The sequence below is a fragment of the Granulicella sp. L56 genome (assembly GCF_009765835.1).
Lineage (GTDB): Bacteria > Acidobacteriota > Terriglobia > Terriglobales > Acidobacteriaceae > Edaphobacter.
Genome location: NZ_LMUS01000001.1, coordinates 1,329,574 through 1,353,893, shown reverse-complemented (window position 1 = coordinate 1,353,893; position 24,320 = coordinate 1,329,574). Strand labels below are relative to the sequence as shown.

General features: G+C 57.1%; 17 protein-coding genes. 15 read left to right on the top strand and 2 right to left on the bottom strand.

All coding sequences use genetic code 11. From position 1 onward, the window contains the following. Window positions 1-103: 103 nt before the first annotated feature. The 11 genes from GSQ81_RS05635 (at window position 104) to GSQ81_RS05585 (ending at window position 16,896) form a co-directional block, all read left to right on the top strand. On the top strand, window positions 104-2,380 hold the full coding sequence (locus GSQ81_RS05635; protein WP_254060051.1) for a TonB-dependent receptor: 2,277 nt from the start codon (window positions 104-106) through the stop codon (window positions 2,378-2,380). 262 nt (window positions 2,381-2,642) lie between these two features. Continuing rightward, window positions 2,643-4,049: a multicopper oxidase family protein gene (locus GSQ81_RS05630; RefSeq protein WP_158909671.1), complete on the top strand. Its 1,407-nt coding sequence runs from the start codon at window positions 2,643-2,645 to the stop codon at window positions 4,047-4,049. A gap of 59 nt (window positions 4,050-4,108) precedes the next feature. After that, the gene (locus GSQ81_RS05625; RefSeq protein WP_158909670.1) at window positions 4,109-5,194 is read left to right on the top strand and encodes a cytochrome c; all 1,086 of its coding nucleotides are present in this window, start codon (window positions 4,109-4,111) and stop codon (window positions 5,192-5,194) included. A 49-nt stretch (window positions 5,195-5,243) separates the two neighbouring features. Continuing rightward, the gene (locus tag GSQ81_RS05620) at window positions 5,244-6,803 is read left to right on the top strand and encodes an acido-empty-quinoprotein group A (RefSeq protein WP_158909669.1); all 1,560 of its coding nucleotides are present in this window, start codon (window positions 5,244-5,246) and stop codon (window positions 6,801-6,803) included. 173 nt (window positions 6,804-6,976) lie between these two features. Further along, window positions 6,977-8,236, top strand: coding sequence for an efflux RND transporter periplasmic adaptor subunit (locus GSQ81_RS05615; protein WP_158909668.1), 1,260 nt, complete (start codon window positions 6,977-6,979; stop codon window positions 8,234-8,236). A gap of 46 nt (window positions 8,237-8,282) precedes the next feature. Continuing rightward, on the top strand, window positions 8,283-8,999 hold the full coding sequence (locus GSQ81_RS05610; protein WP_158909667.1) for an ABC transporter ATP-binding protein: 717 nt from the start codon (window positions 8,283-8,285) through the stop codon (window positions 8,997-8,999). A gap of 15 nt (window positions 9,000-9,014) precedes the next feature. After that, window positions 9,015-11,501, top strand: coding sequence for an ADOP family duplicated permease (locus tag GSQ81_RS05605; RefSeq protein ID WP_158909666.1), 2,487 nt, complete (start codon window positions 9,015-9,017; stop codon window positions 11,499-11,501). A 7-nt stretch (window positions 11,502-11,508) separates the two neighbouring features. Then, window positions 11,509-12,213 (top strand): ABC transporter ATP-binding protein, encoded by a 705-nt coding sequence (locus GSQ81_RS05600; RefSeq protein ID WP_158909665.1) that lies wholly within the window; start codon window positions 11,509-11,511, stop codon window positions 12,211-12,213. After that, window positions 12,210-14,090, top strand: coding sequence for a TolC family protein (locus tag GSQ81_RS05595; protein WP_254060013.1), 1,881 nt, complete (start codon window positions 12,210-12,212; stop codon window positions 14,088-14,090). The genes GSQ81_RS05600 and GSQ81_RS05595 overlap by 4 nt, the downstream gene beginning before the upstream one ends. Window positions 14,091-14,105: 15 nt before the next feature. Beyond that, entirely contained in the window at window positions 14,106-15,503 is a 1,398-nt protein-coding gene (locus GSQ81_RS05590) for a sigma-54 dependent transcriptional regulator (protein WP_158909663.1), read from the top strand. After that, a complete protein-coding gene (locus GSQ81_RS05585) occupies window positions 15,427-16,896 on the top strand; it encodes a PAS domain-containing sensor histidine kinase (protein ID WP_254060012.1) in 1,470 nt (489 codons plus the stop codon). Before GSQ81_RS05590 ends, GSQ81_RS05585 begins: the two co-directional genes overlap by 77 nt. A gap of 18 nt (window positions 16,897-16,914) precedes the next feature. Here GSQ81_RS05585 and GSQ81_RS05580 read toward each other — a convergent pair whose 3' ends face one another. Further along, window positions 16,915-17,850 (bottom strand): hypothetical protein, encoded by a 936-nt coding sequence (locus GSQ81_RS05580; RefSeq protein ID WP_158909662.1) that lies wholly within the window; start codon window positions 17,848-17,850, stop codon window positions 16,915-16,917. 194 nt (window positions 17,851-18,044) lie between these two features. On the opposite strand from GSQ81_RS05580, the gene GSQ81_RS05575 reads away from it, so the two are divergent. Together GSQ81_RS05575 and GSQ81_RS05570 are read left to right on the top strand one after the other, a co-directional pair. Continuing rightward, window positions 18,045-20,108 (top strand): C1 family peptidase, encoded by a 2,064-nt coding sequence (locus GSQ81_RS05575; RefSeq protein ID WP_158909661.1) that lies wholly within the window; start codon window positions 18,045-18,047, stop codon window positions 20,106-20,108. A 67-nt stretch (window positions 20,109-20,175) separates the two neighbouring features. Then, window positions 20,176-20,490 (top strand): protease inhibitor I42 family protein, encoded by a 315-nt coding sequence (locus GSQ81_RS05570; protein ID WP_158909660.1) that lies wholly within the window; start codon window positions 20,176-20,178, stop codon window positions 20,488-20,490. A 128-nt stretch (window positions 20,491-20,618) separates the two neighbouring features. Here GSQ81_RS05570 and GSQ81_RS05565 read toward each other — a convergent pair whose 3' ends face one another. Then, window positions 20,619-23,057, bottom strand: a complete 2,439-nt coding sequence (locus GSQ81_RS05565) for a GH92 family glycosyl hydrolase (protein WP_254060011.1) — start codon at window positions 23,055-23,057, stop codon at window positions 20,619-20,621. 177 nt (window positions 23,058-23,234) lie between these two features. Here GSQ81_RS05565 and GSQ81_RS05560 point away from each other — a divergent pair, with 177 nt between their 5' ends. Together GSQ81_RS05560 and GSQ81_RS05555 are read left to right on the top strand one after the other, a co-directional pair. After that, window positions 23,235-23,690: a hypothetical protein gene (locus GSQ81_RS05560; protein WP_158909659.1), complete on the top strand. Its 456-nt coding sequence runs from the start codon at window positions 23,235-23,237 to the stop codon at window positions 23,688-23,690. Between the two features lie 70 nt (window positions 23,691-23,760). Then, window positions 23,761-24,303, top strand: coding sequence for a PEP-CTERM sorting domain-containing protein (locus tag GSQ81_RS05555; RefSeq protein ID WP_158909658.1), 543 nt, complete (start codon window positions 23,761-23,763; stop codon window positions 24,301-24,303). Window positions 24,304-24,320 lie beyond the last annotated feature (17 nt).

Below are 24,320 nucleotides of genomic sequence, written 5' to 3'. Positions count from 1 at the left end.
ATGGAAATGTATGACTTTTAATCGTAGAACCCACAACCGTTTTGGCGTAACTCTCTTTTCGAGGGCGCTGAGAATTTTCTGGGGAGTTCTGCTTTTGAGTGTCGTGCCCGCGTGGGGGCAGGTGAACTACGGAGAGGTGCGCGTGAAGGTGAGCGATCCTTCCGGCATTGCGGTTAAAGCTACGGTTCAGTTGGCCTCCGCTGGCAATGACTATGACAAATCTTTCGTCACCGATGGCTCAGGCGCGCTTGTTGTCGAGCAGGTTCCTTATGGCGTCTATCGGGTGCAAGTGCAGAAGGCAGGCTTTGCCAAATTTTCGAGCACACTGCAGGTGCACTCCGCGCTGCCGCTTGAAGAGGCCGTTCGGCTCAGCATTCCATTGGTGGTCACAAAGGTCACGGTGACCGATGCGGACACCATGATCGATCCGTATCAGCCTGATTCGGTGATGCAGATTGGCGCAAAGCAGATCGACGAGCGGCTGTCGTCGTTGCCGGGACGCTCGGTGCAGGACCTGGTCAATTCGCAGCCGGGATGGCTCTACGAAGGCAACGCAGTCCTGCACCCACGCGGCTCGGAGTATCAGACTCAGTTTGTGGTCGATGGGATTCCGCTGACAGACAATCGCTCTCCCAGCTTTGGGCCAGAGGTGGAAGCCGACGATCTCGACTCTATCCGAATCTATACGGCAGGCTATCCCGCGGAGTATGGCAGAAAGATGGGCGGCGTCGTGGAGCTGAACACGCATCGGCAGACCGCTTCTGGACTGCATGGACAGCTTGCACTTTCCGGCGGCAGCTACGACACCGCTACTTCATATGGCCAGTTGCAGAATGTGTGGGGCAAGAACACCGTTGACGTGAGCGCGGCCGGAAGCATGACCAGCCACTATCTGAATCCGGTGGTTCCGGAGAACTACACGAACAAGGGGACGATCGGGGATTTCTCGACGAGGTATGAGCGCGATGCCACCGACAACGATCGCCTGATCTTCAGCGTGCGCCACGAATTTTCGCGTTTTCTCATTCCCAACGAACTCATTCAGCAGCAGGCCGGTCAGATTCAGAACGGGGACAACTTCGAGACGATCGGCACGGTGAACTATCAGCACATCTTCTCGCCGGACAGCCTGGGCACGTTGTCCGGAATGGTGCGGGACAACGCGAATAATCTCTACTCGAACGCCGATTCCACGCCGGTCATCGCCTTTCAGCACAATAATTTTCGCGAAGGATATTTCAAAGGGACTTTTTCGCTTCATCATGGCCGGCACGAGTTCAAGGCCGGGGTGGAATCGGACAACACCTTTCTGCACGAGAAGTTCAACTACTTCATCACCGACCCTGATCAGTTCGACGACGACACGCCGCAGACGTTGAACTTCGTGGACCAGCGTCCCGACCTTGAGCAGTCGGCGTTCGTGGAAGACCTCATCCGGCTGGGCAACTGGACGGTCAGCGCGGGGCTGCGATGGGACCACTACCAGCTGCTGCTGAACCAGAATGCGTTCAGCCCCCGGCTTACGGTGGGGCACTATCTGCCATCGCTCAAAATGGTCCTGCACGCCTCGTACGACCGTATCTTTCAGACACCGTCGTTTGAGAACATCCTTATCTCCAGCTCGCCTCAGATCGACGCGCTCAGCGACCAGTTTCTGCGGCTGCCGGTGAAGCCATCGGTGGGCAACTACTACGAGGGCGGCATCACCCAGGCGCTCTCCGACCGGATGCGCGTCGACGTCAACTTCTATCGCCGCGATGTGAGGAACTATGCGGACGACGACCAGCTTCTCAATACCGGCGTCAGCTATCCCATCGCATTCGACAAGTCGGTCATCTATGGGGCCGAGGGAAAACTTGAGCTGGTTCGGCTGCAGAAGCTTACCGGCTTCGTCAGCTACTCCTATATGGTGGGCAACGTCTGGTTCCCGGTTACCGGGGGACTTTTTCTCGGCGACGACGTAAGCGATGCGCTCTCTCAACTGACCGGCCACTTTCCCGACTCGCAGGACCAGCGCAACACGCTCAGAACGCGATTTAAATATCAGCTTGTGCCGCGCGTCGATTTTGCTGCCGGGGCTTCGTATGGCTCGGGCCTGCCGTTTGAATACACCGGCGACGAGGCCGACGCACTGGCTCAATATGGTCCAGAGGTCATCAGCCGCATCAACTTCGCACGCGGCCGCATCCTTCCTCTGCTTGCGGTGAATGCCTCGCTGGGCGCTGATGTCTATCGCAGCGAGAGAGTCAAGATGCGCTTTCAGGTCGATGGAGACAATCTCAACAATCGTCTCAATGTCATCGATTTCGGCGGCCTCTTCTCCGGCAACGCCATTGGTCCGGCACGGAGTTTTGCTGTCCGCATGAACGCAAGCTTTTAGTGCCGTATCTCCTTTTGGCTTCAACGAAATTGAGGGGGTCAAGCGTTTGTCGGGGTGCAAAGGCATCCTTCTGTGGTTTAGAGTGGTAGCGTCACTTGGATGGAGTTGCAGCATCACGCCAGGGAAGTCCACATCCTGAATGAAGGGTTTCATCAGGACAAGCTTCAGCCCCCGCAGAGGGACTGGAACGGACTCGTGCTCCTGCTCAAGTGGAGATTGTAGATCGTTAAAATGCTCCTACAAATGACAGGGCTAAAAATCAATGAATCGTAGAAGCTTTATCTCGTCGGCCGGCGCGTTGCTGGCGAGCAAATCACTTTATGCTGCACTTCCTCTGCAGGCGAAGCAAGGTAAGGCTCCATTAGCGGGAAAGGCAGATCATGCCATCCGCATCGAGCCATACACGCTGGAGATCAGCCCCGGCGTCAACATCAAGACACTGGCTTACAACGGGCAGGTTCCGGGACCGTTGCTGCGAATGCGCGAAGGCGTCCCGGTCAGCATCGATGTGACCAACGCTACCCAGAACGCGGACCTCGTCCACTGGCATGGCCTCGCCATCGATTCGCTGAATGACGGCGCGATGGAAGAAGGGTCGCCGATGATCGCGGCGGGCGAGACACACCGCTACACGTTCACGCCCAGGCCCTCAGGCACTCGCTGGTATCACACCCACGCTGCTGCCTATGACAATCTTGCGGTGGGCACCTATACCGGACAGTTCGGCTTCCTTCTGATCGAAGGCCGTGAGCAGCCTGTACGCTACGACAAGGAGATCAATCTCGCCATCCACCACTGGGAGCCCTCGTTTGTGCCCATGGTGCAGACGATGCGCGAGCAGTCCTCCAACATGCCGCTGACCACCGGATCGGATGTCGGGTACAAATACGCAACCATCAACTCGCACCGGCTGGGTGCGGGCGAACCTATCCGCGTCAAGCAGGGTGAGCGTGTGCTGATGCGATTGCTGAATGCGAGTGGGACCGAGAACGTCGTGCTTTCGCTGCCGGGACATAAGTTCACCATCATGGCGATGGACGGCAATCCCGTACCAAATCCAAAGTCAGTGGAAGTGCTCTCGCTGGCAGTGGCAGAGCGCGTGGACGCAATCGTCGAGATGAACTCGCCCGGGGTCTGGGTGCTCGGTTCGACGCTCGCGAAGGAACGCGAGATGGGCCTTGGCGTTGTGATTGAGTATGCGGGAAAGACGGGCACGCCGGTGTGGAACGATCCAGCGCCCCAGGAATGGGACTACGCACAGTTCGCCAATGCGGTAGCGTCGCCCAACACGCCGGACGAAATATTCGAGCTTACCTTCCGTGATTTCGGCCCGAAACCGGGCTCGAAGTTCGATACCTGGACGATCAACAAGAGGTCGTGGCCTGACATCGATCCTCTGATGGTGCAGCAGGGCAAGCGGTACAGGCTGGTCTTTCGCAATGGCAGCGGCGACCAGCATCCGATGCACCTGCACCGGCACACCTTTGAAGTAACTCGCATCGGCAAGACGCAAATCAGCGGGTTGATGAAGGATGTCATCAATGTCATGCCGCTCGATACCGTGGAAGTAGAATTCGTTGCCAATAATCCCGGTGACACGTTGATGCACTGCCATCAACAGCTCCATATGGATTATGGTTTCATGCAGTTGATCAAGTATTCGGTCTAGGCGTTATCGTCGCCGCGTTCGAGTACGAGCTACCTCAGTTGGATGAGAGTTAACTATCTATGCAGAGATTTCGGTATGCACTACTTTTAGCAGCAGGAGCCGGGTTCTTTCTGTTTCAGTCCAGACCCATTTCTGTCTATGCGGCTTCGAGCGCTCAGGCGGCGCAGGATGGCACTGTTTCAGGCAAGCCCGGAGCCAATGCCTATGAGGGCCACTGCGCCATCTGTCATGGCGAGCAGCGCGAAGGCATCCTGCCCGCCTTTCCGCCGCTGGTAGGCATTCAACACCAGAAGACGGACCAGCAGATCATAGACCTCATTCACACCGGCAAGGGACGCATGCCCGGGTTCCCGAAGCTGCAGGGTGGTGAACTGACGGCGCTGGTGCACTACCTGAGCACACCCGCCTTGTCGGCCTCCGATTCGGCCTCCGATGGAAACGATAACTCGTCCTCAGTTCATTCTTCGGGTATGGTCGACGCGGGCAAATCACTGTTCCAACAGAACTGTGCCTTCTGCCATGGCCGCGATGCAATGGGCGGAGAGACTGGCCCTGACCTGACTCGTTCCAAGCTGGTGCTTGCGGACGTTAAGGGCGACAAGATCTCGGAGGTAGTGCGCGACGGCCGTCCGGAGAAGAAGATGCCTGCGTTCAATTTCTCCAGCCAGGAAGTGCTCAGCCTCGCATCCTACATTCACTCGCAGGAGACCAAGGCCGCATCGATGAAGGGCGGTCGCCGTGGCGTTGACGTTGCCGATCTGCAGACCGGTAATGCGGCGATGGGCAAGACGTACTTCAATGGTGCAGGTACTTGCGCGAAGTGCCATTCTGCGACCGGAGATCTCGCGGGAATCGCCAAGCGTTTCGAAGGCCTTCAGTTGGAGATGCGGATGCTCTATCCCCGTGAGGCTAAGAGCCATGTGGACGTCACCCTTCCTTCGGGCGCAAAGCTGGCGGGAACGCTGGTGTACCAGGATGAGTTCGTCATCGGCATGCGGGACGAGAGCGGCATCTATCACTCCTGGAAGACCAGGAATGTAAAGTTCCATGTGGACTCGCCGGTAGACGCGCACGTCGATCTCTTCAGCAAGTACACCGACGACGACATCCATAACCTGATGGCTTATCTGCAAACGCTGCGTTGATTTTGCCCACGCTGCATGGCGTAGTGAACAGAGGAGATTACCTGCCGATATGAAGTTTCTGAAGAATGCATTTGTCGTGGTGATAGGCGTATTGACGTTGGGCGCTTTTCCTTGCTCACTCGTGGCCCAGAATGTCGATGCGTCCATGCTGCTCCATCCACCGGCTGACAGTTGGCCGAGCTATCACGGCGACTACACGGGCAAACGCCATAGCAAGTTGACGCAGATCACGCCGCAGAACGTGAATCAACTCACCCTGGCATGGGCCTTTCAGACGGAGCGCAGCGGCACCATCAAATCTTCGCCGCTGATGGTCAATGGGGTGTTGTACTTCACCATTCCTGACAATATCTGGGCGGTGGATGCACGGTCGGGCCAGCAGCTCTGGCACTACACCTATCCGCCGAATAAAGGCGATCACATCGGCCAGCGCGGCGTAGCGATCTACAAGGACTGGATTTACTTTGCTACTCCCGATGCACACCTTGTCTCTCTGAACGCCAAAGACGGAACGGTGCGCTGGATCATACAGGTTGCCGATGTCGAGAAGGGATACTGGTCGACCGAAGCACCGCAGATCGTGGGCAACCATGTGATCGTCGGTGTAGGCGGCGACATGGACAATCTTCAGACCTTCATCCGTGCAATCGATCCTGAGACGGGCAAGACGCAATGGGAATTTGATGTAACGGCTCCTGCAGGCACACCGAACACTGCAACGGGAGGCACCACATGGATGGCCGGAAGTTATGATCCGGACCTGAATCTCATCTATTGGGGAACAGGCAATCCGACACCTGTGCTTACCGGCTCCACGCGGCCTGGAGACAATCTCTACACCTGCAGCATCGTCGCTCTCAATCCCGACACCGGCAAGCTGGTGTGGGCCTTCCAGCCCTCGCCGCACGATACTCACGACTGGGATGCGATCGAAGTTCCTGTGATGGTGGACGGCCTCTTTCATGGCCAGAAGAGAAAGATGCTGATGCAGGCCTCCCGCAACGGCTACTTCTTCGTGCTGGATCGGACCAACGGAAAGAACCTGCTGACGGCGCCCTTCGGGCCAGTGAACTGGGCGTCGAAGATAGACGAGACCGGCCGTCCCATTCCTAATCCCAAAAAGGAGCCCTCTCCGGATGGCGTTCTGATTGCGCCGGATGAAGGTGGATTGACGAACTTCCGCTCGCCCAGCTTCGATCCGAAGACCGGCTTGTTTATCGTTGACGCACACCCGAGCTGGAGCCTTTATTTCGCCAAGCCTGCGGACGGCACCTATGGATGGGCAGGCGCGGATTACGGCTTGTGGGGTAAAGGTGTCCTCGAAGCGATTGACTACCAGACCGGAAAAATTCGCTGGAGCCATGAACTTGGCCCAGGCGGAGCAGGTTCGGGAGTCCTAACGACCGACTCCGGACTCACCTTTACCGGCGATGCACATGGAAACTTCCTGGCGTTGGATACAGCCAATGGCAAGACTCTGTGGCATGCGGGAGCGGGATCTTATATCGCCAGCTCTCCCATCACCTACAAGCTCGACGGCGAACAATACGTTGTGACCAGCGCTGGTGGTGTGCTCTTCTCCTGGAAGCTGCCAAGCACAAACCGCTAAGAGGGAGACGTGACGTGCGGCCCAAATGCGCGCCACGCGGTACCTCTGAGCCAAGGGTGTCCATAAACGGACAACTATTTCTGGTTGTGGACAGTTCTGCATGGAAGGCCCGTCTCAAGTGATTGAAAACGTTTGAGATGGATTGGTCTTCCGTGTGCAATTAGATCTGCGTGATGGATATCTCCAGACCTGATATCAAACGGAAAAAGTTGCGCCGGCATGTGATTGTTGCCGGATGTGCGGTGTTGGTGGTGGGTGCTGCGGCGCTCTTTGTGACGCGGTTGAAGCCAGCCGCTCCCGAGGTAGAGCGGGCGACCGTCTGGACGGACACGGTGAAGCGCGGGCCATTGCTGCGGCAAGTTCGTGGCCCCGGCACGCTGGTCCCTCGCGAAGACAGAATTCGCTTGATCCCCTCCGAGACCGAAGCCACCGTGGTGCGGATTCGCGTGCTCCCCGGAGCGAAGGTGCAGCCGGACACCGTGCTGATGGACCTCGTTGATCCGACCCTCCAGCAGGAACTGCTCGATGCGCAGTTGCAGTTGAAGGGCGCAGAGGCGGATTACATCAATACGCGGGCAAAGGTAGAGAGCGACCTGATGGACCAGAAGGCCGCGGGAGCTACCGTGAATGCGGACTATAGCCAGGCGCAGTTGCAGGCGAAGACCGACAAGTCTCTGTACGACCTGGGTGTGATCAGCGGCTTAACGTATAGCGCGTCGAAGGGCAAGGCGGACGAACTGGTGACGCGGAACGATCTCGAAAGGCAGCGCTTGACGCTGAATGAGAAAGCGATCGAGACGCAGCTCTCCGTGCAGCAGACGAAGGTGGATCAAGCAAAAGCACTATTGGGCCTGAAACAAAAGCAGCTTGACGCGCTGAGCGTGCGCGCCGGAATTAGCGGCGTGCTCGTCGAGCTCGATCATCAGGTGGGTGAGCATGTGACGGCGGGAACGACGCTGGCAAAGGTGGTACAGCCCGACCAGCTCAAGGCGAGTCTGAAGATCGCCGAGACCCAGGCGCGCGACATTCAAATCGGGCAGCCAGCGGAGATCGACACGCACAATGGCGTGATCGACGGCAAGGTGATGCGAATCGATCCGGCGGTATTGAACGGAACAGTGACGGTAGACGTAGAACTGGCTGGTGCGTTGCCACAGGGAGCGAGGCCAGACCTGAGTGTGGATGGAACGATCGATTTGGAGAGAATGCAGGATGTGCTCTATGTCGGCCGTCCGGCGTTCGGAAACGAGAACAGCACGATCAGCCTCTTCAAGCTGAGCGCGGATGGAAAGACGGCGGTGCGGGTTCCGGTCAAAGTAGGTCGCGCATCGGTGAACAGCATTCAGGTCATCGAGGGGTTGCAGGCCGGAGATACGGTCATCCTTTCAGACATGAGCCGATGGGATAGCACCGATCGGATTCGGTTGGACTGATTTTGGGCATGGCAATAGAAATGACAGACGCACAAGGAGAGAGGGAATGGCCGAAAACATTATCGAGATCGAGGATTTGACGAAGGTTTTCTACACCGATGAGATCGAGACGCATGCGCTCTCCGGTGTACACCTGAACATCAACCGCGGAGAGTATGTTGCGATGTCGGGGCCGTCGGGATGTGGGAAGTCCACACTGCTTTCGATCATCGGATTGCTGGATACGCCGACAAGCGGGCAATACACGCTGAATGGCAAGGAAGTGGCGAATTTAAACTTTGCCGACCGCTCGCGCATTCGCAATCAGGAGATCGGGTTCATCTTTCAGAGCTTCAATCTGATCGGCGATCTGACGGTTGCGGAGAATGTTGAGCTGCCGCTGACCTATCGCGCGGGGATGCCCTCGGCGGAACGAAAGCGGCGGGTGCAGGAGTCGCTGGAGCGCGTCCATATGGCGCATCGGATGCGGCACTATCCAGCGCAACTCTCCGGCGGCCAGCAGCAAAGAGTCGCTGTAGCCCGCGCATTGGCTGGCTCCCCTTCGATCCTGTTGGCCGACGAGCCAACAGGAAATCTCGACTCGAAGAATGGCGAGGCAGTAATGAAGCTGCTGCAGGAGCTGCACGAGGAAGGCGCGACGATCTGCATGGTAACGCACGATCCTCGGTTCGCTGCCCATGCAGAGCGGCAGATTCATCTGTTCGACGGCAAGGTCGTGGCCGAGGGCGAACTGAATCGGCTTCTGGCAGAGATACAGGCGTAATCGCGGGAGGACGAAATGAGCCAATGGATGCAGGACATGCGCTATGTACTGCGGCAGTTGCGCAAGTCATTGGGGTTTACGCTAACAGCGATATTGACGCTGACGCTCGGAATTGGGGCAACAACAGCGATGTATCGAGTGGTAGAGGGTGTATTGCTCGCGCCGTTGCCCTATCCTGCGCAAGATCGGCTGGTCGGAGTCGCGTTTACCTTTCCTCAAGAGAAGCCAAACGCGGAGGAGGCAGGGACCACTGCCGATTTCATCAAGCAGCATAGCCGCAGCTTTGCATCGGTAGGGATCGCAAAAGATGGAACATCGGGTGTGAATCTTGCGGTAGGTACTGGACGAGCATCTCAGATTGCATCTTTAAAGGTGGATCGAGACTACTTTCCAACCCTTGGCGTGCAGCCAATTCTGGGACGAAACTTCTCCGCGGAAGAAGATCTTCCTAATGGGCCAAAGACTGTGATGTTGAGCTATCTGCTTTGGAAGCGGAAGTTCAATGGCGATCCCGGCATATTGAATCGAACCGTTCGTATCAACGAAGAGTCTTACACTGTCGCGGGAGTGATGCCTGCATCCCTTGATGCAGCGAGCGAGTCCGCACCCGGTGTTGCGTCGACAGTCGATATCTGGCAGCCGCTACAGATGAGCACGGACGATCCAGGCTACGGAGGCTCCAACTACCAGATGGTGGCGCGACTGCGCGACGGCGTGAACACTGTGCAGGCGCAGCAGGAGTTGAGCACTCTGAATCGGCCATTCTACAAACAGTTTCCAAACTATATGGTTTGGACGAATCAGGCTAAGGCACTGCATGAGTTTCGGTTGTGGCCGTTACAGCAGGTAGTGGTCAGCGGTGTTCGAACAAGCCTGCTGACAATGCTGGCCGCTGTTTTGGCGGTGCTATTGGTGGCATGTTTGAATCTGGCCGTCCTGATGACGGCGCGAACATGGCGCAGGGCGCGAGAGATGGCGGTACGCTCGGCACTGGGAGCGAGCCGCGCAAACCTATTGCGGTTAATGATGTGTGAAAGCCTTGTGCTGGCTTTGGTGGGCGGTGGCTTGGGATTATGGTTATCGCGTCTAGCGGTGCCAATGCTATTGAGAACAGCGCCGATAGCCATTCCTCCGATACAGAAAGGCACATGGTTGTCCGCGGGATTCGCGCTGCTGATCGCCTGTGTGACCACCCTCATCTTTGGATTGCTGCCGGGTTGGAATGCGCTGCGGCGAAACGCGGGTTCAGCGTTGCAGGGAGGCAATCAGGTAGGCACTTCCGCGCATCAGGCTAAATTAGGCAACGGATTGATGATTGGGCAGGTAGCGGTGGCGATGGTGCTGCTCTCTGCATCGTTCCTGTTATTGGGAAGCTTCTTGAAGCTACGTTCTGTGGGTTCTGGCGTGGAAGCAAAAAATCTAACCGTGGCGCAGGTAACTCTCAAAGGCGATGCGTATGCCACCACGCTGCATACGACACAATTCATCGACAAAGTGGTCGAAGAGTTGGCGCATTATCCGGGCGTATCGCGAGTTGCGGCGGTTAACGGCCTGCCGTTGGATCGTGGTTTGAACGATGAAGGGAAACCCGCGAATCGTCCAGGTCCACAGGAAAATGCGGAATATCGTGCGGTAACACCTGGCTACTTCCGTACTTTGGGTATTCCATTATTAGGCGGGCGCGATGTCACAGCGGACGATGGCGCAAATACTGTTCCTATTGCATTGGTGAGCGAAACGGCTGCCAGGAGATGGTGGCCAGACAGATCGGCAATCGGCGAAATGATAGATACAGGCGGGGGTGAGTTGCGACGCGTTGTGGGCGTTGTGGGCGACACACATGGCCGCTCGCTGGCAGAGGCACCCAGAGTCACTATCTATGAGCCATTTACGCAATTGTCAGATCAGACGACGAAGGTCATTAATGGATGGTTCCCGACCACGTTTGCTATGCGCTTGTCAGGCAATATGGACATTGCTGCCGCTGTACAACGGGCCGTATCCAATGCCGACCCTGAGATCCCGGTAGCGAAGCTGACGACGATGCAGACGGTGATCGACCACACTGTCGCTGCGCCACGCTTCTTCAGTTATCTGGCTGGCGGCTTTGCGGGATTCGCGCTACTGCTCACCATGATCGGACTATTTGGCCTGATGAGTTATCAGGTAACACAGCGAACCCGTGAGATCGGAGTTCGCTTGGCAGTCGGCGCAACGCGGGGACAGATTCTTCTGCTGGTGTTACGCCGCAGTCTTGTGCTCGCGATCGTAGGGCTGCTCATCGGAGCGATTTCGAGTCTCGCTGTTCCGCAACTGGTGGGCAGTGTTCTGGGAGACTATATCTTTACAGGCGGAGAAGATATCTCGAGGCTCCTTTCGAGTAACACGACCGTTCTAATCATGGCGGCGATAGCAATGCTTGCCGCAACCCTCGCGGCCAGCTATCCACCAGCCCAGCGTGCCGCATCCATAGAACCTACACAGGCTCTTCGAACAGAGTAGAGGAACAATGATCAACCTGAATAATTTAGAGCGCAGCTATAAAACGGGGCATACCGAGACGTGGGTCTTGCGGCGGATCAAGCTGTCGATACGCGAGGGAGAATTTGTAACCATCATGGGGCCATCGGGGGCAGGGAAGTCATCGTTGCTGAACGTGCTCGCCATGTTGGACGACCAGTGGCGCGGCGAATTCATCTTTGACGGAGTTGCGGTTCAGACGATGAACCGCAAGCAGCGGGCAGAACTGGCCCGGCAAAAGATTGGGATGGTCTTTCAGAGTTATCACCTGCTGGACGATCTTACTGTGGCGGAGAACATCGACCTTCCCTTGTCGTACAAGAATATTCCCAAGTCGGAACGTCAGGCATTGGTTGCCGATACGCTCGATCGTTTCAACATCGTCGGCAAGAAAGACCTGTACCCAAGTCAGCTCTCCGGTGGGCAGCAGCAGTTGGTAGGCATCGCGCGCGCAGTCATCCATCGGCCGTCGCTGCTGTTGGCCGATGAGCCGACAGGCAACCTGCAATCGGCGCAGGCAAAAGAGATTATGGAGCTGTTTCGGCAGTTGAACGACGACGGCGCGACCATTGTGCAGGTAACGCACTCCGACGTGAACGCACTGTATGGAACGCGAACGATTGAGCTGCGCGATGGATGGGTCTCCTCCGACAGCGCAGAGGTTGGCGCAGGCAGGGAAGAGGTGCAGTCGTGAAGATATCTGCTTCCTTCCTCGGATATGCCTGCGTAGCGATATTTGCGGCCGCTGCGCTGCAAGCGCAGGACGCTCCCGTACCTGCTTTACGATTGGACATTCCACACTCCGATAATCCGTTCAACGTCTATCGTGCAACCTTGGCGCCGCCGCCGAACATTGCAAACTCAGCGAGGCTCGATACCCTCATCCACAATGGTGTGCTGGATTTAAGTTTGAAAGATGCGATTGAGTTAGCACTTGAGAACAACCTCGACCTTGCGATTGCAAGATACAACATTCCGATTGCTGAGGCGGACATCCTGCGTACGCGAGCAGGAGGCTCATTTCGCGGAGTCAATACAGGCGTTGTGCAGAACACGCCGGGCGGCGGCATTGGAGGCTTTGGCTCTGGATCGAGTGGTGCGGGCGCGGGCGGAACGTCAGGTGGCGCAGGCGGTGCGGGATCGGGAGCATCAGGCTTGGTGCAGTCAACACTCGGCACCGGCACAAACGTCTCGTCGTACGATCCGATGCTCTCAGGGTCCTTCAATAACGAGCACTACACGCAGCCGCTATCCAACACCGCCATTTACGGCACGCAAACCTTGCAAGAGAACACAACCAACGGGAATATCGTCTACTCACAGGCATTCCCTACCGGCACAAGCTTGTCCGCAGTCTTCGACAACAGCCGCGGTGCAACCAACAGTCCCAATAGCTTTCTGAACCCGACACTGAACTCTTACTATCATGTTGCGCTGCAACAGCAACTACTGGCTGGATTTGGTTTTGGGCCGAACCTCCGCTATCTGCGAATCGCAAAGAACAATCAGAAGATTTCGGACGCGGCGTTCAAGTTGCAAGTGGTGACAACGGTCACACAGATTGAAAATATGTACTGGGACCTCGTTGCCGCGTATGAAGACGAACAGGTAAAGACACAGTCATTGGAATTCGCGCAGCGGACGCTGGACATTGGCCGCAAGCAACTCGCGCTCCAGGCAATTCCTGCAATGGAAGTGATGAAAGATGAGGGCGAAGTCGCCAACTGCGAGCAGGACCTGACCATTGCGAAATCGACCCTCCAGTTTCAGGAACTGTTGATCAAAAATGCGCTCACGAAGAATCTAGATGACCCGACTCTGGAGGCGATGCCAGTGCATCCGGCCGACTCGAGTACGGTGCAGACCGATGCGACGACCGGCTCGACCGAAGACAGCATCGCACTGGCGCTGCGTGACCGGATCGAATTGAAAGAGTCGGACATCGATCTTCAAAATAGAAATATCAGCCGGGATGCAGCCCGTAATGCTCTGCTGCCGACAGTTGCGCTGACGGCATTTTATGGTGGCACCGGCCTGGCCGGCCCTTCTAACCCGGCGGCCGACATTACCTCCACGGCTGAGACAAGCTGGGCAGGAGCGGTGCGGCACGCGTTCAACAACACGGCTCCCGACTACTATGTGGGCGTTTCGGTAGATATTCCGATACGCAATCGCGTGGCGAAGTCGGATCAGTATCGCGCCGAGCTTGAGATGGGACAGGCTCAACTGCGGTTACAACAATTGAAGAAGCAGATCCGCATCGAGGTGCGCAACGCGCAGTATGCGCTGGAGCAGAGTAAGGCACGCGTGGAATTTGCTACGAAGTCACGCGATCTGGCGAAGAATACCTTCGACATCACAGCGAAGGAACAGGAGCTCGGTGCGGGGTCGAGCTATCAGACGCTGACGGCCCGGCACGATCTGGCCGAGGCGCAGTCCACGCTGGTGGCAGCGATGACGGCATATCAGAAAGCGAAGATCGAATTGGGCCGCTCTACTGGTTCGACGTTGGACGAGAGCCAGATTTCGATAGAATCAGCGAGGACGGGCGTAGTCCCGGGCGAGCAGTAACGGGAGAGCGCTGGTATGGTATCGGAACATAGAGCGAGCGATGCACCATTGAAGCAGGAGACGGCGTGCAGACTGCTGATCGCCGATGACCAGCCCCACATCCTCGAAGCACTGCGCCTATTACTCAAGCCGGAAGGCTATCAGTTGGAGATGGTGCGGACACCGGCGCTTGCGCTCGAAGCGTTGGCGCATGAGAGCTTCGACGGTGTCCTGGTCGACCTGAACTACACGCGCGACACAACCTCAGGGCTTGAAGGACTGGAACTGGTGACGCGCGTGAAGGAATTGGACGCGCAGCTACCGGTGGTCGTGATGACGGCATGGGGCAACATCGATCTTGCCGTAGAGGCCATGCGCCGAGGTGCCGGAGACTTCATTCAAAAGCCCTGGGAGAATGCTCGCCTGCTCAATATCCTGCGAACGCAGATGGAGTTGCATCGCAGCCAGAAGCGCGCCCAATGGCTCGAAGCAGAAAACCGTATCCTGCGTGCCCCCGGAGTTCCGGACTTTATCGCATCGGCTGCATCGATGCGGCCTGTGGTCGAGATGATGGCGCGTATAGGGCCGTCCGATGCAAATGTGCTGATTACCGGCGAGCATGGCACAGGCAAAGAGATTGTTGCTCAAACGCTTCATCGTCTGTCATCGCGTGCGGATCGCACGTTGGTTGCGGTCAATACCGGCGCTCTGCCGGAGGGGACCTTCGAGAGTGAACTCTTCGGCCATGTGAAAGGAGCATTCACCGATGCGCGCACAGACCGCATTGGACGTTTCGAGCTGGCGAGCGGTGGAACTCTCTTCCTCGACGAGATAGCAAACATCCCGGTGCGTCAGCAAGCTAAACTTCTGCGCGTACTCGAGACTGGCGAAATGGAGCGCGTAGGCTCCTCGAAGACACAGACCGTAAATGTGCGCATGATCTCCGCGACCAATGCTGACCTGCGAGCGGAGTGCGCCGCGGGGCGCTTCCGAGAAGATCTGCTCTTCCGCTTGAACACGGTTGAGATCAACCTGCCGCCACTACGGGATCGCCGAGAAGATATTCCAACCCTGGCGGCATACTTTCTGGCTCGGTATGCTGCGCGCTATCGAAGAGCAATCGTGGGACTGGAGCCGGCGGCTTTGCAGACGATGATGCGCTATAGCTGGCCGGGCAACGTGCGCGAACTGGACCATACCCTTGAGCGCGCGGTTCTAATGGCTAGGGGCGATCGCATTGAAGCCCCAGACCTGGGACTGCAGGCGCAACCGGTATCTGCACAGAGCCTTGACGATATGAGCCTTGAAACGGTGGAGGCAATATTAATCCGCAAAGCGCTGGCACGAGCAGATGGCAATGTCAGCCACGCAGCAGATGCATTGGGCCTCAGCAGGGGAGCGCTCTATCGGCGCATGGAAAAATATGGCCTCTGAAGAGAAGCCGAGCGGCACGGCCCGGCGCAAGCGGTTGTCGCTTGGCGCTTCGCGACATCGCCTCAGTTTCGAACGAAGATTACGAATCTGGCTTTATCTTCTTGGTCTTCCAGCGCTGGTACTCTGTTGGGCCCTGCTGTGGCTGCGTTCCGTTGAGGCTTCGGTTCAGTGCCTGCTTTTGCTGGTATTCGCAGCCGTTTGGGCACTCACAGTCTCCTTCTTAACTGAGCAGATTATTCGTCCCTTGCAGACATTGTCGAATGTTGTAGCTGCACTGCGCGAGGACGACTACTCCTTTCGCGCTCGCGGGGGGCGAAGGAACGATGCTCTTGGTGATCTGGCGCTGGAAATCAATGCGCTGGCAGCGATGTTGCAGGGCCAACGCGCTGGCTCGCTGGAGGCAATGGCCCTTGTGGAACGAGTGATGAGTTCCATGCAGTCTCCTGTGCTTGCCTTTGATCCCGAAGGAAAGCTGAAGCTACTGAACACAGCGGGAGAACGCGCGTTCGGTTTGCGCGGCCCCACAGCGCTGGGTAGCTCTGCCGAGAGGCTCAAGCTAACGCATCTCCTGGACGCGAGCGATGACGATCTGCTCTCTCTTGATGGCGCGCAGCAGACGGCGCGTTGGGTCGTCAAGCGGTCGAGCTTTCGATTGCGTGGTGTGCCCCATACGCTGCTCGTGCTTTCCGATGTCAGTGCGGCGCTGCATGAAGAAGAACGCACTGCATGGAAGAGGCTGATCCGTGTGCTCGGCCACGAGATCAACAATTCCCTCACGCCGATCAAATCGATTGCAGGCAGCTTACGGGGAAGGTTCGCGTCTTTGCAGATAACCAGCATAGACCGCAGTGATTTTGAAGGCGGTCTTGAAGTGATTGAGAACCGCGCCGAATCATTGAACCGCTTTCTGCAAGCCTATCGACAACTGATGGGCCTGCCTATCCCCAGGCTCGCGCCGGTATCACTGGCAATATTGGTGGAGTGTGTGGTGCGACTGGAGACGCGGCTCGACGTTGCCGTTGTGAGCATGCCCGACATGACGTTGATCGTGGATGCAGACCAGGTCCAGCAAGCCCTCATCAACCTGACGCGGAACGCTGTCGAGGCAGCGTTGAGTGTTGACAGGATGACGGACAAGAAACCCAGGGTAGAGACTGGATGGGAGAACACCGAACGCGAAATTGTTATCTTCATCGTCGACAATGGGCCGGGGTTGATGAACGCCGAAAATCTATTCGTGCCGTTCTACACCACCAAGCCTAGCGGCACAGGCATCGGATTAGTGCTCGCCCAGCAGATCGCTCAAGCTCACAAAGGCTCAGTGCGCCTTGCAAATCGCCTCGATGGAGAAAGCGGTTGCAGGGCAGAGTTGAGGCTGCCGCATTCAGCGTAGAGCAGTGCGTGGCGAAACTCACAGGTTCTTGAAGGAATACCATCGAAAGGGGCGTATCTCCTGAGGATGGGACCGCACATAGGCCAGAATATGATGCCGCTTTTGCGGGCCGCGGTATGCGTTCCAATTTTGTTCGTGGCATCCCGGCAGCAGCGCCGGTTGCGTCTCTGCCACTCTTTGAAACAAGGAGAGCCAGCGTTTTTTTACCGAGGCCAGCGAGAGGTTCATTCGCAACGCCAACTCGCTATCTGTTCCTCCGCGAAGGGCCTCGGCGAGCAGATGCTTGTCAGTCTCGTGCAGGTGAAGGATAGGCTCCTGGTATTGGAACAGTGCGCCCGCGATTGAGCCGGATACCGCCAACGCATCTTTCCGCGTCATGATGGAAAGGCCGCGATCTTCCTGCCCGAATATCTCGACCGCACGCCAAACCCCGGAGGAGTGATGAAACTGACGTTGCGTTTCGCCGGTCCACTCGATGAGGATTCGATTGAGGCGATATCCAAGATGCGCCTCCATAAAGGTGAATGGCAACAACATGTGGACTTCATCGAGCTCATCCTCGCTAAGAGAATCATTCAAGTAGTCGCCGTTCAAAACGACGAGATCCACCGGGCAATGAGTGCTCTCGCCATTCAAAACTGATTCAGCCAACATGACAGATTTTTTCGATGCAATGCTGGCAATGATCCGGCTATTGAGATATGGCCTTGGTCGCTCCAACTCCTGCGTCGCGAAATCAGGAGTGACAAACACGCTCGACCCACAGGCAACGATCCTGCCCGTGCGCTTGGGTGTGGCGGATTCGATCGCGACGGAGTTGAAGCATCGGCTCCGAACCAGGGCCTTCCATATCTTTAATGCAGACTCTCGTCCAACGATCTCCGCACCCAGATGCCGTGGTTCGATATTAAAACACTCGGCAAGGTCGGTTTCGCACATCTCGCGCCAGGTCATAACATCCCCCCTGATCTACTTGGCCCGATGAGTACAGAAGTAGCCTTTTAGGATATTGCAACTCTTTGCGAAATTGTCTAACTTTTTGCAGGCTCGATAGCTGACAAGCTGTCGAACAAATCTATTCCCTATCGTCTTACCGGGCTCGCGCTCTTGCTGCGTTACAGCGGCCATCCTTTTATCGAGGTAAGAACATGGCTCCTCCTTTAGCTACAATTCAAAAGCAAATCTCCACCTTAGGGCTGCCCTGGCGTGCCGCAGTTACCGTCAACTCAAACCATACGCCGGAGCAAGCCAAAAACCGCACAGGATATGTCCCTGGACCCGGCAAACCCTCCTTGGAGGAACGAGAACAGATTTCGCTGAAGAGCCTGACAGTTGTGGCACAACCGGTGGCACCGCCCGCAGCGGCCACAGCCACTGCGGTGAAGCCCAACCTTCAGAAACTGCCGATTGAGCCGATCCGGCCTATTCCGATTCACCCTATTCCGATCCACCCGATCATCCTTGTGCCTTCGGCGTTTGACTGGCGCAGCCACAACGGCGGAGATTACGTTACGCCCATCACGGATCAAGGTGGCTGCGGCTCATGCGTGGCCTTCGGCAGCATTTCGGCACTCGAATCGTGGATACGCATCGCGTACCAGAACCCTGCTTTGGCGGTGGATAAGTCAGAGGCGCACCTGTGGTTCTGTTATGGACCGGCAGCGGGTGCAGGTGCTTGTCCCGGTGGCGGCTGGTGGCCCGACCCGGCTTACACCGCAATGCAGCAGGGCATAACGGATGCCTCCTGCTTTGAATACACCGCTGCCAACCAGCCGTGCAATCTGTGTGCCTCCTGGCAGGAGACACTGACGCACACCTCAGGCTGGCACACGATCAGCAGTGGCGTGCAGGACATCAAAGCCTACATCGCAGAGCATGGTCCGGTGACAACATGCTTCACCGTATACGAGGACTTCTACTATTACTACTCCGGCGGCGTTTATACCTATAACGCTCAAACTGCTGGATCTGTCGTAGGCGGCCACTGTGTCTGTATCGTCGGCTACGATGACGCACAAAGCTGTTGGATACTCAAGAACTCATGGGGCACCGGATGGGGCGAGAGCGGCTTCTTCCAGATGAGTTATGGAAGCTGCGGCATCGACGCCGAGGTGTGGGCGATTGAGGGAATCATCATCCCTGCAGCAGTCGGCCAGGGCAGCCGTATCGACGGCTATCAGACCTCATTCAACAAGCAGCAGCATGTGAACTTTATTGGCACCGATGGCCACGTCCACGAGCTGTATTACACCAACCAATGGGCACACAACGATCTGACTGCTGCGGCAGGCGCTCCCAATGCCGCGGCGAGCAGCCCGCTCGATGGATACGAGACCGCATATAGCAGCCAACAGCATGTGAACTACCTCGGTACTGATGGCCACGTTCACGAGCTGTACTACGCCAACAGTTGGGCGCACAATGATCTCACCGCCGCTGCCAATGCTCCTGCGGCTGCGGCGTGGAGCTCGCTCGATGGATATGCAACAACGTTCAACAACCAGCAGCATGTCAACTTCATCGGCGCAAACTGCCACGTCTACGAGCTGGTCTACACCGATCATTGGGCGTGCAACGATCTCACTCAGATCACCAACGCCACGAACACCGTTGTAGGCAGCCCGTTGGATGGCTACCAAACAACATTCAACAACCAGCAGCACGTCAATTACATTGGCGAAGACGGCCACGTGCACGAGCTCGTCTACACCGATCACTGGGCGCACAACGATCTCACCAATGCCTCCGGTGCTCCGGCTGTCATGGCAGGCAGCGGGTTGGATGGATATCAAACCTCGTTCAACAATCAGCAGCATGTCAACTTCATTGGCCCGGAGTGTCATGTCTATGAACTCGTCTACACCGATCACTGGGCACACAACGATCTCACCCAGATAACCGGCGCACCCGTCACCGCGCAGGAGAGTGCGCTCGATGGCTACCAGACGACGTTCAACAACCAGCAGCATGTGAACTACCTCGGCACCGACAGCCATATTCACGAGCTCGTCTACACCGACCACTGGTCACACAATGATCTGACCCAGGACGCCGGTGCGCCGAATGCCCTGGCACGAAGTCCGCTCGACGGTTATCAGACCACCTTCAACAACCAGCAGCATGTGAACTATATTGGCGCAGACGGGCAGATTCACGAACTCGTCTACACCAACAACTGGTCGCATAACGATCTGTCCGAGGTTTACCATTAGTGTCTCCGCAGGTCCGTCGATACGGGCCTGCGAGAACACACTTTCGTCACGTCGCTGGAGCGAATGTATGTCCGAAACACAACTGCCGGATCATCTCGATCTGCAAGTGAATCAGGAAACCTCCATCGTCTTGCCGAGTGCAGGTCTTTCAGGTTATGTGTGGCAGTTGCAGCAGAGCGTTAGTTCCAGCGTAGCGGAGGCCGCTCTGCGGCGGGAGTCCGTTGATGCCTCAGGCGCTGGCATAGGCCGCGCCGCACCGGAGAAGCTCGTCATCCACGCTACAGCTCCGGGCAAGCTGACGCTGAATCTCGCGCTGCGACGGCCCTGGGAACGCGATGCAGCTCCCCTGCAAATTCACACGCTTGAAGTAAACGTCACTTAAAATTTATAGAGCTATTTACTCTTAGGGGTAGCTTCCTTTGTTTGTCATTCCCGAAGGGAATCTGCGTCTTGCTCGAATCACCAAAACTACATCTGGAGGAGAGCCGCTATAGCGAGTAATCCGTTCTCTTACTGAGCTCCAAAGGATGGGGGCTCATCCCCGCGATTCACGCCCCAGTTCTTGTCCGGCGTATCGCTCAAATCGAACTCAAGCGTTCCGCCTTTCGTCGCGAAGCTCTCCGGCAACCATGTCTTCGAGCTTGTCTTGCCATTCACGCGAACTCCGCGAACATAAAAATTATCGGCAGCCGCAGACTTCGCCACGATACGAACATCTCCCTCAGCACGATGAATCGTCACCTTCGAGAAGATCGGACTCCCAAGCACAAACTCTGCTCTGCCCGGAATCTCGGGGTAGATTCCCATCGAAGCGAATACAGCCCACGAAGACATCTCGCCGAGGTCGTCATTGCCCGGAATGCCGTCCGGCGCATTCTTCCATATCGTGTTCAACACCTGCCGCACCAGTTGCTGTGTCTTCCACGGCTGTCCGGCAAAATCGTAGAGCCACGGCGTCTCAATCGACGGCTCATTGTTCAACTCTGCATGCAGTGGGCCGGCATTGGTCACCGCTGGAGCTCCCTTGTCGTCATAGAAAAATCGATCGAGCCGCGCGACCGCCTTCTCGCGTCCGCCCATCTGTTCAAACAGCCCGGCAACATTGAACGGCACCATCCACACATACTGCGCGGCACTTCCTTCGACAAAACCAGCGCCTGTCGCAGGAGTAAACCCATGTGGCTTCTGATCGTTGTCATCGTCATCGTCACTCTGCATAACAGGCCAGCTTCCATCCGCATTGCGGTTCATGAAGTATCCGCCATCCGGCGCCGCATTCGGATTCCAGATATTCTTCCAGTACTGTGCCCTCACCGCGAACCTCTGGCGCACGTTTTCGTCGCCTAGATGCCCTGCAAGCGCCGAGATGCCGAACTCCGCCGACACATCCTCCAGCGTGTCTGCCGCCGGTCCCCATGCAGGAGCGCCCACAGGAATGTAGTGCAGCTTCAGCCATTGGTCGAGTCCTGGCCGCTGCCCCACGCACTCCACCGGACATCCATCATGGCTCAGGTCTTCCTTGGTCGGAACATCCGCCGCCCGCACCAAAGAAGCCAGCGCTCCCTTCGCGTCAAACTCCCGTCCTCCAAACGCCCATACATCTGCAACCGCTGCCGCCGCCGGATCGCCATTCATCACATGCGTTGCTCCACCCAGATGGGTCCATCGGTCCCATCGGCCGCCATCCTGTTGCGACTGGTTGTACAGGCTCTGCGCAATATCGCTTCCTTGCTTCGCATCCAGCCACGTCAGCAATTGAAACTGTGACCGGTACACATCCCATCCCGAGAAGTTCGCGTACTGCACGCTCTGCGGCGCAGCTATCCGATGAACCTTCTCATCCATGCCCATGTACTCGCCGTTCGCGTCGCTATAGGCCGTAGGCGTCATCAACGCGTGATAAAGAGCCGTCGTAAAGACGATCTTTTGCTCCTCTGTGCCGCCTTCGGTCTCAATCTGGTTCAGCCGCTTGTTCCATGCTGCCCGAGCGCGCGCAGCCACCTGCTCATACGTCGCTCCATCGCGGCTCTCTGCTTCCAGATTCGCCTCAGCATTCTCGTCACTGACATACGAGATCCCGATCCGCACTCGTACCCCGCCGCCCGTCCCAAAACCCAACCACACACCCGAGCCATGACCTGCCTCGGGAAATCCCTTTGGCCCAAATCCCGTGCCGCCTTCTGCTGTCGTTGCTCCCGGAGTCACCTTGTCGTCGATCCACGCGCCAGTCTCTGTCACCGGCCTATCGAACCGCGCCACGAAGTGAAGCGTGTAGTAGGGCCGTCGGTCTTCCGTGCCGATATATCCGCAGAAGTTGCCACTCCTCACCGAGCCTGTAACCGTTCCCGTCGCTGCATCGATCCGAGTCTGTGCCGCAGTAGATCCTACCTCCGAATCCGACGTCCGCACCAGCACCCGAGCCGGCTTGCCTTCAGGGAATTTGAAGGTCGCAATGCCCATCCGTGTCGCTGCCGCCAGTTCCACCTCCACGCCGTTGCCCAGCTTCACCCGATAAGATCCCGGCTCCGCCTTCTCGTCCGCATGGCTGAATGCGGCAGAGTAAGCGTGGCGAAAGTCAGCCGACGGCGAGCCCTCAACCGCGTCCGTGATCGGCATCAGCGGCACATCGCCCGAGCCGCCAGCGCATCCCCAACCCTCGACATTAGTCAGACTGAAGCCGCGTAGTCTGTTCGCGCGATACTCATAACCTCCGGGCGCCGCAATCATCCGCTTCAGGTTGACTGGCGTAGCCTCAGGGCTGAACTGCACCATCCCAAACGGCATCGTCGCGCCCGGAAAGACATTGCCGCCATTCGCCGTCCCCACCAGCGGATTGACGAGCGAGGCGCGATCGGCCACACCAGCAGCGCTCAACAACGACGTAGCCGCGACCGTCATTAAGGCAGCAGCAAATAATTTCGAAAGCACAGCTCCACGCATCAGGTTCATGACAGTAGCGTAATGGATAAAGCGCCTCGCCGTTATCCGAAAGTCAATTTACGAAGCCAAACAAACAGCTTGCCAGTTGCCCTATCGAAATAGCATCATCATCACGCGCACACTCTCCCCAATCCAGGCGCACGGGCCCATCTTCGGATGCAGATCACTAACGTGGAGAGCAGCATAATGCGAATCGCTAACGGACCTAAACTCTTCGTCGCCGTTCTTCTGTACGGCACACTGGCCTTCGCCGCCACGCGCACCTGGCACAGCGGCAAACTACTCGACACCGAGCAGCAGAAGGTCACTGACGGCAGCACCACCCACTACAACACGGACTCCCAGAAGAAAACCAATAGTAACGGCAAGACGAATTACTCGCAGAACACCACCGCAACGACCACCGATAACACCGACACCTACGAGGTCTACACCATCGAAGGCCCGGAGAAGACCTACATCGCCCGCGAAAAGCTGCTCTTCCCCTGGTCGAAGCCAGCGAATGTAACCGTAGGCGCCGTGCTGAAATATGTCATCGATGGCCGCAAGCTCATCATCCTCGACGAAGACCAGAAGGAGCACAAAGCCTCCATCGTAAAAACCAGCCTCAACCACGCAAATGGAACCCAAACCTCGCAGTAGTGTTGCAGAACGTGGACTTGACGACGCCCTCGCGCGGTAGCATCCTCGTATCAACTAGGGAGATTCCGCCATGCGTAAACTGCTCCTGCCCCTCGCCCTCCTTGCAGCAACCCTTCCTCTCGCCGCCCGCGCCGACACTATCGACGACTTCGTCTACACCGGGGCTGATAGCACCATCAGCTTCTCGCTTCCCGCTTCGCCGACCAATGCCGTTCCTCAGCTAGGTGCGGAAATGTCTGATGCCGGATTTAGCGTTCCCGCGGTCATCACTGTCGACGGTGTGACCTACACGAATGGCATACAATTTCTCACAAATGAATCAGGGCCCGGTGCAGGCGCCGCACTCTACCTCACCAATAACGACAGCATCACCCTGCTCAGCAATATCCTCTACACGGGCACATCGGCTGCCCCCACCTTCAAGACCGGGACCTTCACCGCGTATAGCTTCGATGCCCCCGACTTCTACTACACGCTCACCATCACGCCGGAATCCACCCCGCCATCAGCCGTGCCCGAACCCGGCACCCTGGTCCTTTTATGCACAGGTTTCGTCGGCCTGTTCGCCCTTGCCATACGGCGCAAACCGCTCGCGCCGATGGCACAGGCTTAACATAGCTTCAAAGCATT